This window comes from Nonomuraea sp. NPDC050540 (assembly GCF_044457485.1).
In the GTDB taxonomy this organism is placed as follows: Bacteria; Actinomycetota; Actinomycetes; order Streptosporangiales; family Streptosporangiaceae; genus Nonomuraea.
In genome coordinates this window covers 284345-299282 of record NZ_JBITHA010000004.1, presented here as the reverse complement: position 1 = coordinate 299282, position 14938 = coordinate 284345, and the positions used below count along the sequence as shown (strand labels likewise).

Here is a 14938-nt window from a genome sequence, read left to right as displayed (position 1 = left end):
CAAGCCGCGCGCCGAAGGCGCGCTCGATCAGTGCGCCCGAGCGGAGCGAGGACCGTTGTCCCGGGGCGGGATCCAACCGGTCGGCCACTTAACCGGGCAACGGGTGGGCCAGACAAGGCGCCCGAGCGACAGCGAGGACTTTGCCTTTAAGGGCGGACCAGTCGGTACGGCTGGCGGGGGCGGCCGGCCTGGGAGCCCTTTACCGGCGGCATCGGCCAAGCCAGCCCCTCCTCCGCCAGACTCTGCAGAACCCGGCGAGCCGACCGGGGCGCCACCGCCAGCACATCGGCCACGATCTCGGCGTCCACCACCAGCGCCTCCGGCCCGTCACCCAGCCCGGCGACCAGGCGTTCCAGGAGCTTGGCCCCCTTGGTGGCGGTGACCGGCTCGCTCTCGGCCCGTCGACGCTGCCGCAGCGGCAGGGAGAGGACGGTCCCGTCCCCGCTGACCATGTAGGCCGCCGCCGCCCCGGCGTTCCGGGCTTTCTCGACGGCGACCAGCGCGTTGGCGTCGGCGTCCCGCGCGGTGGTGCCGAGCCCGATTCCCACCTCGACCGGCACCCCCGCCTCCGACCGCACCCGGTCCATGAACGGCGCGACCCGGAACCCGTCGGTGGCCTGCGCGAGCGCACCGACCGTGGCGGTGACGACATAGCTGTTCTCGTCGCGTGGCACCACGGTGGCCCCCATCACCCGGGCGTCGGCCAGTAGCGACTGGTGAAGGGAGAGCTTCAGCTCCTGCTGCCAATAATTACCGGGCCCCGAATAGCTGGGCCGGGCGGAGGCGGCCAGTTCGACCACGGCAATGGCGATCTGTCCCTCTTCCAGCCGGCTCCCCGTGCCAAGAAGAGCGGCGGTGTTCAGCGCCAGCCGCAGAGTGTGAGAGGTGGGCAGCATCCGCAGCACCGGCACCCCGGCGGCGGTGAGCGCCTTGGCCACACTCCTTATCGTGGTGAGCGCGGCGGTGGTCGCCCCTTGCCGGTAGAGCTGCTCGTGAAAGCCGATGAAGCCGCGGGCGGACTCCGGCTGGTCGTACTCGGAAAGGTGCACCCCCGCGGTGCTGACCCCGATCTCCCCATAGGCCTCTTCGACATCGGCCGCGGGCAACGAGTCGATGCTGACCCTGGCCGGTTCGATCCCGTCGGCGAGCACCCCGCGCAGCAGCGCGGCATAGAGACTGGCCCCGCTCATGGGCACGAACGTGGCCGGCATGGGCAGTTCGCCGCCCTGCCGGGCGAGGTCGTATTGGAGCGGCCCGGTGAACAGAGCCACGTCGATGCTGTCGGCGATCTTGGAGAACTTCTCGTAGGTCTCGTGCTCACCGGCCAGCGGCGCGCCCACCAGCCGCCAGTCGGCGGCGGCGGGCAGGTCGGCGCCGATCATCATGATCTGCTCGACCAGGTCGGGCGGCCCGACGACCCCGATGGCCACCCTCGACCGTGTCTCGGATCGCAACCGATCCATGATCGTTATCTCTCCAGTCCGGATCGCCACTGCAGGAGTCGCGTCATCGTCCCGCCGAGGACCGCCGCACGGTCCTCCTCGGCGAGGCCACTGAAGATTACCCGGCCGAGCGACATGCGAAGATCGATGAACGGGAAGTCGGAGCCGTAGACCACCCGGCCCGCTCCGACCTCCGACACCATTCTGACGATGTCGGGCCCGCTGTTGAAGGAGCCGCAGACCTCCAGGACGAGTCCGGGCTGTCGCTGCGCCGCCTCGATCGCGAGGTCGAAGCCGAGCGGCGTGGCCCCGGCGTGCCCGGCCAGGATGGTCGCCCCGGGATGCCGGGCGGCCACCTCCTCCACCTGCCCGAGATCGTTGTACGGCGAGCCGTCATAGCTGTGCGTCAGCACGGGGCATCCGGTCCGCTGCGCGAACTCCCACACCGGCGCGTACCGCCGCCCGGTGAGCGGATAGTCGTGCAGGTCGGGATGGAGCTTGATCCCCCCGAAGCACGGATCGTCCCCCCAACGCCCCAGTTCCCCCACGGGATCCTGCCAGGGGTTGACGGTCAGGTACCCGGTGAACCGGTCGGGCGCGCCCCGGACGATCTCGGCGGTCTGCGCGTTGCCCTCGGTGGCGTCGAGCTGGATGGCGAGATGGCTGGACAGGACCGCGTGCGCCACCCCGCACCGGTCCATGACCCGTACCATCGCCTCGGGTCCGGCTTCGGGAATGAAGAACAGGCTGTACGGCCCGGCGTGCGCGTGGGCGTCCACGATCCGTACCCCGGTCTGGGGACGGCGGCTCCACACGGCGGTCTCGATGCTCACGCGGCCCTCGCTTCCTGACGCAGCAGGCCCAGCACGTTGCCGGAGCCGATGGCGGCCACGCTCTCGTCGTCCAGCTCCGACCAGAGGAGCCGGGTGAGCGCTTCGGCCGGGTCTCTGGCGGGGGCGCCGGTGCCGAAGACGAGGCGGCGCGGGCCGTACCTCTCGACGAGCCATTCGAGGCCGCAGTGGGAGGAGAGGTTGGCCAGCCCGAGATGGACGTTGGGGGTGCGGGCGAGCACGCCCGCCGCCTGCCTGAGCAGGCGGTACCCGAGGCCGCCGACGACGACGGCGAGGCCGGGGCGGGCGGCGGCGACGGCCTCGACGGTGGGCCAGCCGGCCTGCGGCGCGTCGAGCAGCAGCGGCAGCCCGGCCTCGGCGACGGCGTCGAGCACGCGCGCGGTGTCCCTGCCCGCGAGGTCGTAGCCGTGGTCGGCGGGGTAGGCGCGGACGGCGGCGACGCCGTTGTCCAGGGCGGAGGTGACGAAGTTCGCGGTCTCGTCGCAGGTGTCGGGCAGCATCACCCAGCAGGGGCGCAGCCTGGGCTGTCCCTCCGTCAGCTTGGCGATCTTGAGGTTGCCCTGGTGCGGGTCGTGCAGCCACGACCAGCTGTGGCTCACGAGCGCCTCGGCGATGCCGAAGCGGTCCATTCTGGCCAGCGCCTGCGTGACCGTGCCCTGGCCGACGTCCCTGCGGGGGTGCCGGCCGAGCATCGCGTCAGCGTCGATCAGCATGAACCGTCCATCCGTCGGGGATCGTGGGGGGCTGGTCGCGGAAGGGGAAGAGCCCGACGGTGAACCGGCCGTCGGCGCGGCGCAGTCCGAGGGTGTGGATCTCGCCGTACTCGGCGGTCCTGGCCTCGGGGTCGGGGATGCGCGCGGGACCGTTCCCGTGCAGGACCTCGTCGGGCGCCTCCAGGGGTACGGCCAGCAGTCCGGGCCCCTTCTCCGTCACGAACCCGAGCCCGTTCCCGTGGCGGCGCCAGGGTGACAGGCCGTGAAGCTGCCAGATCGCCTCGGCGTCGATGCGGTCGGAGACCACCCAGTAGCCGGGGTCGGGCACGAAGACGATCCGCCGGTCGTGGCGCTGTTCGTAGCCGTGATGATGTCCCTCGAAGACCTGCTTATCGGGAAAAATCCGGAACAAGTCGCATGAAGCCCTTCGATCCTCCTCATACTCCTGCCCCGGCACCAGCAACGTGTTGTGCGCCCTGGTCGCCTGGTACCAGTCGTAGTAGCCCGGGTCGTCATACGACGGCGGCCCGCCGCCCTCCCACGCCAGCGGCACGCCCCAGCCTTCGATCACGAAGTCGAGCGCCGCGTGGTGGCTGTGCGGCTCCAGCTCATGCCCGACATACGGTCCATAGTTGATCACCGTGTGGAAGCCGCCGCCCCGCAGCACCGCGTACCCGCTGGCCTCAAGGTTGACCGGACCGGACGGCGGCTCGATGCCCACCGGCCAGACCACACCGCTGTCCTGCAGGTGCGGCACCCAGCCGCCCGACGTGGTCAGCGCGGCCAGCCAGTCGTGCATGAGCGGGTAGCGGGGATGGGCGGCCAGCGACGGCTCGACGGCGGCGGCCCGCTTGAGCGCGTCCAGGCACATGCCGTGGTAGCCGGGCGAGCGCTCGTGGTGGCCGCCGTCGGCGCGTACGTCACGCTCCAGATGTTCGTGGATGCGGGCCAGCGCCACCTCCGCCCACGACTCGGCCTCGGGCAGGTCGGCGAAGACGCGGGCCAGGTGCAGGAGCTCGCAGACGGTGGCGAACTGCCAGTTGCCGTGGCGGAACTCGTCGTGCTCCTCGGCCGACCAGCGCGCGCCGCCGACGACGGTCTTCAGCATCTCCCTCCGGCACCGCTCGCCCAGGGCCGTGCCGAAGGCGTGCAGGGCGTGGGTGACGTACATGCCGCGGGCGCACACGCCGAGCGAGTACCAGATCACGTCGAGGCCGGGCCAGTCGCCCTCCACCCGGTCGCGGTCGGCGTACCACTGCAGGAACAGGCGCTCCCAGGTGTCGGCGTAGCGCTGGTCGCCGGTCTCGGAGTAGGCGGCGATCAGCGGGGTCATCCAGCGCAGGTAGTGGAAACCGTACAGGCGGGAACGGCCGTGGCCCTTGTCCAGGAAGTCGACCTCGATGCCGATCAGGTCGTCGGCGGCCTCCGCCGGCATGCCCGCGGGTACGGGCGCCCGCCACCTCCAGGTACGGCCCAGCTCCGGCAGATCCTCGTCGGGAATGTGGCGCATCCGAGTCGGGTGCACGTGCGGCGGTTTCTCGACATAGGCGGTCATGCGAGCCTCACCGGGAGCCCGGTGCGGGCGGACTCGTGCGCGGCTGCCAGCACGGCGGTCACATCGCGCGAGCTCTCGACGCTGATCAGCGGCTCGGTCCCGGTGCGCGCGCAGTCGACGAAGTGGTGGATGGCGTCGCGGTAAGCTCCTGCGGGCACGCCGTGCACGACGCGCTGGAGCATGTTGCGCGGGTAGGCGTAGGCCTTGGCGGTGGCCACCTGGATGTTCTCCTTCTGGCGGTCGAGCTGGATGACGCCGTCCTCGCCGACCACGGTGACGTAGCTGTCGACCATGGTGGGGAAGGTGTTCGGGTAGATCCAGGCCGACTCGAAGGTGGCGACGGCGCCCCGGCTGAAGCGGGCCTGGATCTGCATCGCGTCGGGGGTCTCGATGCCCATGCCGCGCAGCTTGCCGTGGCGGGCGGTGGCGAAGACCTCCACCACGCGGTCGTCGTAGAGCCAGCTGAGCAGGTCGATGTCGTGGCTGGACAGGAACCAGGCGCAGCTGGTCTGGTCGGCCCAGCGGATCATCTCGGTGGGCACGTGGATGGTGTCGTCCTTGCGGGCGTACCCCACGACCGGCTCACCGACCAGCTCCATCTGCTGCTTGGCCTGCGCGTACGCGGGCACCCAGCGGTGGTTGAACAGGCACATCGCGATCACGCCCGCCTCGCGGATGGCGGCGACCGCGCGGTCGGCGTCGGCGACCGTCGTCGTGAACGGCTTCTCGACCAGGATGTGCAGCCCGGCCCGCGCGGCGGCGACCATCATGTCGGCGTGCAGGTGGTCGGGCGTGGTGATCGAGACGGCGTCGACCGTGCCGGAGGCGATCAGGTCGCGGTAGTCGGAGTAGACGGCCGCCTCTCCCAGGGGGCTGCGGGAGACCGCGGTGAGCTCGACGTCGGGGTGGGCGGTGAGCACCTCGGCGTGCCCGCGGCCCATGATCCCGGCACCGATGATCCCTACTCTGAGCTTAGGCAAGTGCGTCATTCCATCGCTTCTCTGCAGTGTCGAGCGCTTCCTTCGCGCTCTTGGTACCCGTGAGGAAGGCCCTCACCTCTTCGGAGAGCAGCTCGCCCAGCTCCGCGTCCTTGTTGGTGCCGATCGGGGTGTACTTCAGCTGGGGCAGCCCCTTCACTATCACGCTCCTGGCCGCGGCCATCGGGTCGTCGCCGGAGACGGCGGTGAAGAACGTGTCCTTGGTCGAGGAGACCGTCGAGGGGTAGATCGGCACGATCTTGCAGAAGGCCAGCTGGTTGGCGCCGTTGGTGAAGTACTTGATGAACTCCGCGGCGGCCTTCTTGTTCTTGGACGCCTTGGGGATGGAGAAGGCCTGCTGCGCCAGCAGCAGGTTGCCGCCGGTGCTCATCTGGACCGGCGCGGTGACGAGCAGGTCCTTGTAGACGTCGGGCGCGTTCTTCTGCACGTTGAGCAGCTCGGCGGCGTTCGCGTGCGCCTTGAAGGCGACCTGGCCGTTCTCCAGCGTCTGCGGGAGGTTGCGGATGTCCTTGGACACGGCGCCGGGCGCGATGCCCTTGGCCGCGTAGCTCTTCTTGAACTTCTCCAGCACCTCGGCGGCCTGCGGCGTGTTGAACACGGCCTTCTTGTCGGGGCTGAGCAGTTCGACGCCGTAGTAGCGCAGCGTGTTGTGGTCGGGGATCGCGTTGAACCCGTTGACCTTGGTCTTGCCGAAGACCTTGTCGGCCAGGGCGAGCGCCTCGTCGTAGCTGACCGGAGGCTTGGCGGGGTCGAAGCCGACCTTGTCCATCACCGACCTGCGGTACATGGCGACGGGCGAGCCGCCGTTGTACCAGGGCACGGCGTAGAGCTTTCCGCCGGTACGCAGCGGCTCGACCAGGTTCGGCTGGAAGTCGGCGAGGTCTCCCTGGGTGAAGTAGGCGTCGAGCGGTTCGAGCGACGGCGTGAACCGGCCCAGCTCGATCGAGCTGACGTTGACCGCGTCGGGCACCTCGCCGCTGGCCACGGCGGCCAGCAGCTTCGTGGCGCTCTCCTGGCCGGGCACGTCGACCCACTTGACCGTGACCTGGGGGTGCTGCTTCTGGTAGTCGGCGATCAGACCGTTGATGTAGTCGCTGTAGTTCTTCTTCAGGTTGATCGTCCAGAACTCGACCTCGCCCTCGAAGGGCTGGTCGTTACCGCCTTCCGCGGCTCCGGAGGTGCCGGCGACGCAGCCGGTCGCGAAGAGGGAGAACGCGAGAGCCGCTACTAAGAAGCTTCTGCTTGACATGTGGCCGTCCTTAATCGCTACTTTCGGCACAATGACAGGACGCGCTCTTGCCGTCAATCCCCGGGCTATGTACGCTGCAGAAAATTCTGGCCCGCCGTTATCCATCTTTAGGACTACCAATGCCCGGACAGCGGTGGTACACCCCCTACCTCTTCGCCCTCCCGGCCCTGGCCTTGTTCGGGGTCTTCTTCGTCTGGCCGGCCGTCACCGCGATCCAGCTGTCGTTCATGAAGTACGACGTGGTCTCGCCGCCGGCCTTCGTCGGGATGGACAACTTCGTACGCCTCCTGGGCGACGAGAAATTCTGGACCGCGACGCTCAACTCGGTGCTGTTCCTGATCGGGCTGTTCCCGCTGCTGGTCGTGCTGCCGCTTTTGCTGGCCGTACTCGTGAACCAGAAGCTGCCGGGGATCAGGACCTTCCGGATGCTCTACTACCTGCCAGTGGTCACCTCGATGGTCGCGGTGGCCGTGGCCTGGGAGTACGTCTTCAACCAGCAGGGCGTGCTCAATTGGATCCTCACCGGCGCCGGCCTGCTCGACCAGCCGATCCAGTACCTGCTCGACCCGTTCTGGGCGCTGCCCGCGCTCATCGTGGTCGAGGGCTGGAAGAGCATGGGCTTCTACATGATGATCTACCTCGCGGGGCTGCAGACCATCGACACCTCGCTCTACGAGGCGGCCCGCGTCGACGGCGCCACCGCCTGGGACCGGCTGCGGCGCATCACCGTGCCACTCATGATCCCGTACATCGCCGTCGCGTTCACGATGGAGATGCTCGACGCGATGCAGGCCTTCACCTCGGTGTACGTCATGACCCGGGGCGGACCGCAGGACTCGACACTGACCCTCGGCTACTACATCTGGTCGGCCGGCTTCGAGCACTACGAGATGGGCTACGCCAGCGCCATCGGGCTCGTGCTCTGGGTGGTCATGATCGCGCTGGCGATACTCAACCACCGCCTCACCAGGGGGAAGTCGTGAGAACACGCAACATCGGGATGTACGTCCTGCTCACGGCGATCGCCCTGGTCTTCGTCGGCCCGTTCCTCATCCTGCTGTCGTCGGGGCTGAAGCCGTCCGACCAGGCGGTCTTCGCCTTCCCGCCCGACATCATCCCCCGGCCGCCGGTCCTGGACTGGGTGAAGGAGGCGTGGACGGCGATCCCGTTCCCCCGCTATCTGCTCAACTCGGTCCTCTACGTGGGCGCGATGGTCCCGGCGTACGTGCTGGTCTCGGCGCTGTGCGCGTACCCGCTGGCGCGGCTGCGCTTCCGCGGCCGGAACCTGATCTTCCTGGCGATCCTGTCCACGATGTTCCTGCCGGGCGAGGTCATGCTCATCCCGCGTTTCCTCGTGGTCTCGCAGCTCGGCATGGCCGACACGTATGCCGGGGTGATCCTGCCCGGCCTGCTGTCGGCGTTCGGGATCTTCCTGCTCCGGCAGACCTTCGCCGGGGTGCCGCGCGAGATCGTGGACGCCGCCCGCACCGACGGCTGTCACGAGCTGCGCATCTTCTGGCACGTGATGCTGCCCGCCGCCCGGCCCACGCTGGCCATCCTCGCCATCTTCGGCTTCATCTCGGTCTGGAACAGCTTCATCTGGCCGCTGGTCGTGCTCAAGGACTCGGCCAAGTACCCGATCGCGCTCGGGATCGCCTATCTGGCCGGGATCACCGGCACCGACGTCAGGACCCTCGCCGCCGGGACGATCATCTCGATCATCCCGGTGGTCGTCGTTTTCATGCTCATGCAACGCCATGTCCTCGAAGGCATGCGAGGCGCAGTGAAAGGCTGACCGCGATGTTGACCCGCAGGCAGTTCGGTTTGGGCGCGATGGCGCTGGGGTTACCCCTCACCGCGAGCCCGGCAGGCCACGACTACACGACCCGGGAGACGTTCGACCTGTTCGACAAGGTCTTCCACGACAGCGGGCTGACCGGGCAGCCCACGCACACCAACGAACTGGGCGCCCTCGGCTGGGGCCAGTCCTACGTGTTGTGCGCGTTCATCCGGATGTACGAGGCCTACAAGGACACCCACTACCTCGACCGGCTCATCCACAACGCCGACCTGGTGCTGGCCGGGCGCGACTCGGTCCGCGGCGTGACGGACTACCGGGGGCTGTCGCTGCCGGGCTGGCGTAACACCAGCTACACCGCGGGCGGGGTCATCCTGCTCGACGCCGCCGGCACGCCGGTCCTGGAGGTGCGCAGCGCGCTCACCAACGTCAGCGACGCCGTCGTCACGGTGAAGGCGGGCAGCTCGGCCGAACGCTTCACGATCGTGGTGGACAACCCGAAGAAGAAGCGCGTCTCCACCTTCACCGACCTGACAGTGGACGACACCGTGGACAACGCCGTCGAGCGCGTCCTGGCCGCCTACCCCACCCCCAACATGGTCACCGCCAAACGGCTCGCCGCGGGCGCGCCCGCGCACGGCACGTTCCCGATGGCGGCGGCGCCCGTGCACTTCTCCGTGCACACCGGCATGATCACGTATCCGATGGCAGCCTTCGTCCGGCTGGTCCGTCAGAGCCCCAGACTCCAACGCATCCCGAAATATCGGGACAAGGCGCGGGAGTACCTCCAAGCCGTCCGCGAGGCCGCGGCCATCCACGACCGCGAGTGGCACGACGGCGGCTACTTCATCTGGCCCAAGCACATGCCGGTCCCCTACGACGGCACCGAGCAGCCCCACAACCAGTCGCTCGGCCTCGGCCAGACCTACGCGGAGCTCGCCGCCGCCACCGGCGAGCCCCGCTACCGCGAGCGCACCCGGGCCATGGCCCGCACGTTCGGCCGCGACCTGCGGGCCAACGACAAGGACGCCTACGTCTGGCCCTACTGGCCGGCGTCCGGGGTGATGTACCGCGGATACACCCGGGCCGACGACGTCTCGGAATGGACGCCGTCGTACGGCAGGCCGCCCGTGGGCGCGCAGCAGATGGAGGACCTCAGCCACGCCGGGATCGACGTCGAGTTCGCCGCCGCCGCCCACCGCGCCGGCCTCGGCTTCCGCGGCCACGACATGGCCCGCCTCGCCCGCACCTACACCCGCAACCTGGCCACCTTCGACAACGGCGTGGCCACCACCTTCCTCTACGTCGACGGCGGCGGCGGCCTCGCCCCGGCCGGGCAGTACCTACAGGCGCCCCGCTTCATGCCCGTCGCGCAGTGGGACCCCGGCCTCTTCACGCACGCCCGCAAGGTCTACGACGACCACGCCGTGGAGTCCCAGGCGGGTTCCACGCTGCTGAGCGTCGCCTATCTCAACTGGTTCGCCCGGAGGTCCTGATGCGTCTGTCCCGCCGCCGGTTCACGCTCGGCGCCCTCGCTCTCTCCAGCACTGCTGTTCTCCCCGGTACGGCTCGCGCCGCCGCCGCCCACGACTACACCGCCCGCGAGACCTTCGACCTGTTCGACCGGACCTTCCACAGCAGCGGCAGCGCCGGCCAGCCGTCCGACACCAACGAGCACGGCGGCCTGGCCTGGGGCCAGTCGTACGTGCTGCTGGGCTTCGTCCGGATGTACGAGGCCTACCAGGACACCCACTACCTCGACCGGCTCATCCACAACATCGACCTGGTGCTGGCCGGGCGCGACTCGGTCCGCGGCGTCACCGACCACCGGGGCCGCTCGCTGCCCGGCTGGCGGGCCATGGCGCCCTACACGGTCGGCCTGGTGACGCTGAAGGACGCGGACGGGCGGGCGCTGGTCGAGATCCGCACCGCCCTGACCTACGCCGACAACGCGGTGGCGACCGTGCGGGCGGGCAGCTCCGCCGACCGGTTCACGCTGGAAGTGCGCAACAACCGGACGAACCTGGTGGCGACCTTCACCGACCTGTCGCTGGATCCGGCGGCGCCCGACTACGCGGTCCAGCGGATCCTCGACGCCTATCCGACGCCGACGCTGGTGACGGCGCGGGAGCTGCGGGCCGCGCCCGCGGGGAACGCGGTGCCCGCGCTCGGGGCCACGCCGTTCGTGTCCCAGCCGGTGATCTTCACGGTGCACACTGGCATGATCACGTATCCGATGGCGTCGTTCGCCAAGCTCGTGCTGCGGAGTCCGCGGCTGCGGGCCGTACCGAAATATCGGCACAAGGCGGTGGAGTACCTGAAGGCGGCGCGGGACGCGGCGGCCATCCACGACGACGAGTGGCGGCAGACCGAGGACGGCCGAGGGTATTTCGTGTGGAACAAGGGCACTCCGCTCGCCTACGACGGCACCGAGCAGCCCACGAACCAGAGTCTCGCGCTCGGCCAGACCTACGCCGAACTCGCCGCCGCCACCGGCGACCCCTTCTACGCAGGCCGGGCGCGGCGGATGGCCGCGACCTTCCTGCGCGAGGTCAAGGCCGACGCCGACGACGCCTACGTGTGGTCGTACTGGCCGGCGTTCGGGCGGACCTACAACGGGTTCGCCAAGGCCGACGGCGTCTCGGAGTTCACGCCTTCCGGCGGCCCGGCGGGGCAGATCGAGGACCTCAGCCACGGGGCGATCGACGTGGAGTTCGCCGCCGCGGTCTTCCGCAACCGGCTGTTCTACAAGGGCGCGGACATGGCGCGCTTCGCGCGTACCTACAGCAAGAACCTCGTGGCGCCGCCCGGCGCGGACGGCATCGCCACCGCCTACCAGCGCGTCGACGGCACCGGCAGCACGACCTCCGCCGGGCAGTATTTGCAGGCGCCGCGGTGGATGGCGGTGGCGCAGTGGGACGAGGCCGTGTTCACGCACTCGCGGGCCATCTATGACGGCCGCGCCGTACAGCCGCAGCTCGGTTCTTATCTGGGCTGTGTGGCCTACCTAAACTGGCACGCCCGAAGGGGGTCGTAGTGTTGCTCAACCTGGTCGTCGCCGGGGCGCTGGCGCTTGGCGGCGCGCACTCTCTGGAGAGCGTCTGGCTCACCAAGTACAAGGCGCTCGAGGCGCAGATCGGCGCCTCCGTCTACAACGACCGCAGCAGCGCGACCCTGGCCTGGGGCGAGAGCTACATCATGCGCAGCTACCTCGACGTCTACCAGGTCACCCAGGACACCGGCTGGCTGGACAAGCTCGTCACCCACGCCGACACGGTGATCGCCAACGCCGACGACGTGGACGGCGACGGGTTCCTGGGGTGGAGCACCGAGCGGTACTCGCCGGTCGAGATCGCCAACACGGGCTTCGAGAGCGGTGACGGTGCGCTTCCCACGTCATGGACCCGCTTTCAGGACACCGGCAGCCATGTCCATCGCACGACCGACGCGGTCGAGGGCACCCAGTCGGTGCGGGTGGTCTCCGATCAGACCAAGTGGAAGAAGCTCTACCAGAACGTCAACAGCGCCTACGAGGGTGGATCCACCTACGTTCTGCGCGGATGGGGCAAGAAGGCCGGGTCCGTGACCGGGCGGATCGTGCTGCGCAACGGATCCACGACGATCTGCGCGCTCGACTACACCTCGACGAGCTGGACGTTCAAGCAGGTCGAGTGCAAGCTACCCACCGGCGGGCCGCAGCTTCGGGTGTGGCTGGAGCACGCCTCCTACACGGTGGCCGGATCGGCGTCCTTCGACGACGTGAAGCTGAGCGGCCGCTTCCCGTACATGGTGCACGACGCCATGATCGGCATTCCCATGGCCGAGTTCTCCAGGCTTGTCGCCCAGACCCCCGCCCTATCCGGATACAGCGCGAAAGCGGCGGCGTATCGCGGCTTTCTGGAGACCGAGATCGTGCCCCGCTGGGAACAGAGCGCCTACCTCGGCAACACGTGGAACGGCACCACCTGGCGCCAGCCCCCGAACGTCGACACCCTCTCCCACACCGGCACCGGCAACGACCTGCCCTTCAACATGGCCCTCGGCTTCGCCAACCTGCTGACGGTCCTGCACAGCCTCAACGGCGACCCCGCCTACCTCCAGAAGGCCAACTCCACCGTCCAGTGGGCCAAGTCGAACCTGGTCAACTCCGGCGGCGCGTACATCTGGAACTACGGCACCTACACCACCATGAAAGAGGACCTCTCACACGCGAACGTGGACCTGTCGGCGTTCCTGGAGTCGTACCGGCGCGGGCAGGTGATGACCACCGCCGACATGATCGCCCTCAAGAACACCCTCAAACTCAAGATGTGGAACGGCTCCGCCACCGCACCCGTCTTCAGCCTGCGGGTGGACGGCACAGGAGCGGCCAACGGAACCGACTACTTCCTGCACTCGTGGATCGAACTCACAGAGTGGGACACGCAGGTGAAGGCGCTGGTGGCCGCCAAGTACACCAACTTCACCCCTGCCAACTCCTCCCACCTGATCACGTTGTCCCGCCTGCTTGCCCGAGGGTAGGGAGTCGGGTGGAGCCCCTCGGTGCAGGGCGGGGCCAACGACTGTTCCTGGATTCCTCAACTCGATGGCGTACGGATGGTCGCCTGGGCTGAGTGCGGGCGGCGCAGCCCGTCCAGTACGAGGGTGATGAGACCGTCGGCCTCGGCTCGCCAGCCGGGGCGGTCATGGGCCGCGCCGATGCCGTGCAGGGCCATCATCACGGCACCGGCGTCCACGTCGTCGCGAACGGCGCCATCCCGTACGGCGGCGGCCACCAGGTCGGCGACAGCCTGCTCCAGCGCGCGGCCGCCGTCGGCGAGGGCACCCGAGCGATCGGCCATGAGCGTGGCCAAGGTCCGGGCCAGGCCCTCGTGGGCGCCGATGTGGTCGACCATGCCGCGCAGGAAGGTGGCCAGGGCCTCCGAGGCGGGGAGGGTGGCCTGTAGCCGGTGGGCGCGGTCGCACAGCGCTGCGACCTCCCCGTGGTAGACCGCCTCGGCCAGCGCCTCCCGGGTGGGGAAGTTGCGGTACAGCGTGCCGGTGCCCACCCCGGCCAGCTGGGCGAAGTCGTCGAAGCGCAGGTCGAAGAAGTTCCCGGCGTCGAAGACCTCTCGTGCCTTGGCGATCAGGACATCGCGGTTGCGCTGGGCGTCGGCCCGCAGCGGCTTGTCGGCGGTCATGGGCTTCCTTCACGTTGACAAATGGAGATGATCTCCATATCTTCAAAGAAGTGGAGATTGCCTCCACATCGATCGTACCCCACGAGGTGCAGCGTGAAGATCCTCATGTTCGGCCGAGGCGTGATCGCCACCATCTACGGCTGGGCCCTGCAACACGCGGGACACGACGTCGAGTTCTACGTCCGGCCAGGCCGCGCGGCGACGTACGGGGACGCGGTGGACCTCGACCTGTTCGATATGCGGCGCCGGGTGTGGGGGCAGCGCGTCGCCGAGACGTGGCCGGTGCGCTACCGCGAGGAACTGGCGCCGGACCACGGCTTCGACCTGATCGTGCTCAGCGTGCCCCACCACCGCCTCGCGGAGGCGACGGCCTTCCTGGCCCCGCGCGCCGGCCAGGCCACGGTACTGATCTTCGGCAACCTCTGGGCAGAGCCGCTCGCCGCCATCGGCGCACTCCCCGCCGATCAGATCGCCTGGGGCTTTCCCCAGGCCGGCGGCGGCTTCGGCGCCGACGGCGTCCTCCACGCGGCGCTGCTGCCGTCGGTCATCTTCGGCACCCTCGGCCAGCCCCCGACCCACCGGGAACAGGCCGTGCGCCAGGCGTTTCGCGAGGCCGGCCTCCGGATCAAGGAACGGCCCGACTTCCGCGGCTGGCTGTGGGTCCACTTCGCGTCGGATGCCGGCATGTTCGCCCAGGGCCTGCGACGGGGATCGCTGTCCCAGCTGGCCGGGGCAACCGGCGACCTGCGCCAGGCGCTGCTGACCGCCCGCGAACTCCTGCCACTCCTCCAGGCACGCGGCCTCGACCTGCGACGACACCGCGGCGCGGTGCTGCCTTTCCGGGCACCCACCTGGCTGACGGCACCCATACTCGCGTGGCTGACCACTCACGTCCCGCCCGCGCGCGTCAGCCTCACCGCGCACAACGACCCCGACGCCGAGGAACCGCGCGAGGTCTGCCGGGACACCCTGGCCGAAGCACGACGGCTGGGCATCTCGGCACCACGACTGGAAGCGGCGGAACCACACTTCGCCCGCGAGGGGACAGGTCGAGTCTGAATCCACCGATGCCGTCGGTCCCGGTGATTCATCGCAGCTCCTTGGTCCGCCGCGTCCCAGAGCCAAACCCGGTCGAGCAACTGCCGTTCACAC

The 14938-nt window shown here is 69.2% G+C and carries 13 protein-coding genes; 6 read left to right on the top strand and 7 right to left on the bottom strand.

What is annotated here, in order from left to right; all coding sequences use genetic code 11:
• Positions 1-146: 146 nt before the first annotated feature.
• Genes ACIBI5_RS15975 through ACIBI5_RS15950 form a run of 6 tightly spaced genes read right to left on the bottom strand, consistent with a single transcriptional unit; the run spans position 147 to position 6808 of the window.
• A complete protein-coding gene (locus ACIBI5_RS15975; protein WP_397247342.1) occupies positions 147-1454 on the bottom strand; it encodes a GTP cyclohydrolase IIa in 1308 nt (435 codons plus the stop codon).
• 14 nt (positions 1455-1468) lie between these two features.
• Positions 1469-2275: an amidohydrolase family protein gene (locus ACIBI5_RS15970; protein ID WP_397247340.1), complete on the bottom strand. Its 807-nt coding sequence runs from the start codon at positions 2273-2275 to the stop codon at positions 1469-1471.
• Complete coding sequence (locus ACIBI5_RS15965) at positions 2272-3006, bottom strand: amidohydrolase family protein (RefSeq protein ID WP_397247338.1); 735 nt, start codon at positions 3004-3006, stop codon at positions 2272-2274. Before ACIBI5_RS15965 ends, ACIBI5_RS15970 begins: the two co-directional genes overlap by 4 nt.
• Positions 2990-4561 (bottom strand): heparinase II/III family protein, encoded by a 1572-nt coding sequence (locus tag ACIBI5_RS15960; RefSeq protein WP_397247336.1) that lies wholly within the window; start codon positions 4559-4561, stop codon positions 2990-2992. Before ACIBI5_RS15960 ends, ACIBI5_RS15965 begins: the two co-directional genes overlap by 17 nt.
• Positions 4558-5550, bottom strand: coding sequence for a Gfo/Idh/MocA family protein (locus tag ACIBI5_RS15955; protein WP_397247334.1), 993 nt, complete (start codon positions 5548-5550; stop codon positions 4558-4560). Before ACIBI5_RS15955 ends, ACIBI5_RS15960 begins: the two co-directional genes overlap by 4 nt.
• A complete protein-coding gene (locus ACIBI5_RS15950; RefSeq protein WP_397247332.1) occupies positions 5534-6808 on the bottom strand; it encodes an ABC transporter substrate-binding protein in 1275 nt (424 codons plus the stop codon). Before ACIBI5_RS15950 ends, ACIBI5_RS15955 begins: the two co-directional genes overlap by 17 nt.
• A gap of 119 nt (positions 6809-6927) precedes the next feature.
• On the opposite strand from ACIBI5_RS15950, the gene ACIBI5_RS15945 reads away from it, so the two are divergent.
• Genes ACIBI5_RS15945 through ACIBI5_RS15925 form a run of 5 tightly spaced genes read left to right on the top strand, consistent with a single transcriptional unit; the run spans position 6928 to position 13127 of the window.
• Entirely contained in the window at positions 6928-7791 is an 864-nt protein-coding gene (locus ACIBI5_RS15945; protein WP_397247330.1) for a carbohydrate ABC transporter permease, read from the top strand.
• Positions 7788-8603: a carbohydrate ABC transporter permease gene (locus tag ACIBI5_RS15940; RefSeq protein ID WP_397247328.1), complete on the top strand. Its 816-nt coding sequence runs from the start codon at positions 7788-7790 to the stop codon at positions 8601-8603. The genes ACIBI5_RS15945 and ACIBI5_RS15940 overlap by 4 nt, the downstream gene beginning before the upstream one ends.
• Before the next feature lie 5 nt (positions 8604-8608).
• On the top strand, positions 8609-10102 hold the full coding sequence (locus ACIBI5_RS15935) for a hypothetical protein (RefSeq protein ID WP_397247326.1): 1494 nt from the start codon (positions 8609-8611) through the stop codon (positions 10100-10102).
• Complete coding sequence (locus tag ACIBI5_RS15930) at positions 10102-11643, top strand: hypothetical protein (protein ID WP_397247324.1); 1542 nt, start codon at positions 10102-10104, stop codon at positions 11641-11643. The genes ACIBI5_RS15935 and ACIBI5_RS15930 overlap by 1 nt, the downstream gene beginning before the upstream one ends.
• Positions 11643-13127, top strand: a complete 1485-nt coding sequence (locus ACIBI5_RS15925) for a hypothetical protein (RefSeq protein WP_397247322.1) — start codon at positions 11643-11645, stop codon at positions 13125-13127. The genes ACIBI5_RS15930 and ACIBI5_RS15925 overlap by 1 nt, the downstream gene beginning before the upstream one ends.
• Positions 13128-13183: 56 nt before the next feature.
• On the opposite strand, the gene ACIBI5_RS15920 is transcribed toward ACIBI5_RS15925, so the two are convergent.
• Positions 13184-13786, bottom strand: coding sequence for a TetR/AcrR family transcriptional regulator (locus ACIBI5_RS15920; RefSeq protein ID WP_397247320.1), 603 nt, complete (start codon positions 13784-13786; stop codon positions 13184-13186).
• Positions 13787-13879: 93 nt separating this feature from the next.
• On the opposite strand from ACIBI5_RS15920, the gene ACIBI5_RS15915 reads away from it, so the two are divergent.
• Positions 13880-14845, top strand: coding sequence for a ketopantoate reductase family protein (locus tag ACIBI5_RS15915; protein WP_397247318.1), 966 nt, complete (start codon positions 13880-13882; stop codon positions 14843-14845).
• Positions 14846-14938 lie beyond the last annotated feature (93 nt).

Excerpts from the sequence above, each read along its gene's own strand:
- ACIBI5_RS15960 (WP_397247336.1), bottom strand. The coding sequence starts at position 4,561 with ATGACCGCCTATGTCGAGAAACCGCCGCACGTGCACCCGACTCGGATG.
- ACIBI5_RS15935 (WP_397247326.1), top strand. The coding sequence starts at position 8,609 with ATGTTGACCCGCAGGCAGTTCGGTTTGGGCGCGATGGCGCTGGGGTTA.
- ACIBI5_RS15920 (WP_397247320.1), bottom strand. The coding sequence starts at position 13,786 with ATGACCGCCGACAAGCCGCTGCGGGCCGACGCCCAGCGCAACCGCGAT.
- ACIBI5_RS15930 (WP_397247324.1), top strand. The coding sequence starts at position 10,102 with ATGCGTCTGTCCCGCCGCCGGTTCACGCTCGGCGCCCTCGCTCTCTCC.
- ACIBI5_RS15955 (WP_397247334.1), bottom strand. The coding sequence starts at position 5,550 with ATGACGCACTTGCCTAAGCTCAGAGTAGGGATCATCGGTGCCGGGATC.
- ACIBI5_RS15945 (WP_397247330.1), top strand. The coding sequence starts at position 6,928 with ATGCCCGGACAGCGGTGGTACACCCCCTACCTCTTCGCCCTCCCGGCC.
- ACIBI5_RS15950 (WP_397247332.1), bottom strand. The coding sequence starts at position 6,808 with ATGTCAAGCAGAAGCTTCTTAGTAGCGGCTCTCGCGTTCTCCCTCTTC.
- ACIBI5_RS15965 (WP_397247338.1), bottom strand. The coding sequence starts at position 3,006 with ATGCTGATCGACGCTGACGCGATGCTCGGCCGGCACCCCCGCAGGGAC.